At 73.1% G+C, this 308-nt stretch carries 1 pseudogene; it reads left to right on the forward strand.

Annotation, left to right across the window (positions count from 1 at the left end):
* Positions 1 to 308 (forward strand): annotated as a pseudogene (locus L692_RS32360) (hypothetical protein); the annotation flags it as partial.

Raw genomic sequence — 308 nt, forward strand, 5'->3', positions numbered from 1 at the left:
ACTGCTCCGGCTGATTCCGGCTCTCCCGGCGGCGCCGGAGGGGGAGCAGTCGGCGGAGGGGCGACGCCGTCTCCCACTCCATCGCCGCTGCCTTCCGCCGCGCCCGATCCGTCAGCGCCCGCGCCTTCGGCGGTCCCGACGGCGCCGAAGCCCAGCCTGACTCCCGCTCCGGAGCCGGCTCCCAGCACGGCACCCGGCCTCCCGTCTCCTCCGGCCGCGCTGTCCGCTTCCGTCTCGGATGGCGCCGCGCTGCTGAGCTGGAAGGAGAATGACGAGAGCGGCATCATCGGCTACAACGTCTATCTGGA

The sequence above is a fragment of the Paenibacillus forsythiae T98 genome, assembly GCF_000520735.1.
Lineage (GTDB): Bacteria > Bacillota > Bacilli > Paenibacillales > Paenibacillaceae > Paenibacillus_AQ > Paenibacillus_AQ forsythiae.